Source organism: Psychrobacillus sp. Z3-81, from assembly GCF_056620325.1.
The window spans coordinates 1-320 of the sequence record NZ_JBWQPU010000036.1; the positions used below are offsets into that span (position 1 = coordinate 1).

General features: G+C 49.1%; 1 rRNA gene. It reads right to left on the bottom strand.

Annotation, left to right across the window (positions count from 1 at the left end):
- Positions 1 to 74: ribosomal RNA gene (gene rrf, locus AC1ECF_RS17535) — 5S ribosomal RNA — on the bottom strand; the annotation flags it as partial.
- Between the last annotated feature and the right edge of the window lie 246 nt (positions 75 to 320).

Consider the following 320-nt stretch of genomic DNA (forward strand, 5'->3'; position numbering starts at 1 on the left):
CCATCGGCGCTGAAGAGCTTAACTTCCGTGTTCGGTATGGGAACGGGTGTGACCTCTTCGCCATCATCACTAGACTGGCTCGGCTTCCAATCCACGGCGCATTGCGTTGTCAACTTCGCTCGCTCGTTCAGTCACGTACGCTAGTACGCTCCTTCTCTCACTCACTTGTTTCCTAGCACTGCTTGTGTCTTGAAACCCTCTAATAAAATGAGTTTGTTCACTCAAAACTGGATAAAGGACATCGAAACAAACAAATTGGTTAAGTCCTCGATCGATTAGTATTCGTCAGCTGCACATGTCGCCATGCTTCCACCCCGAAC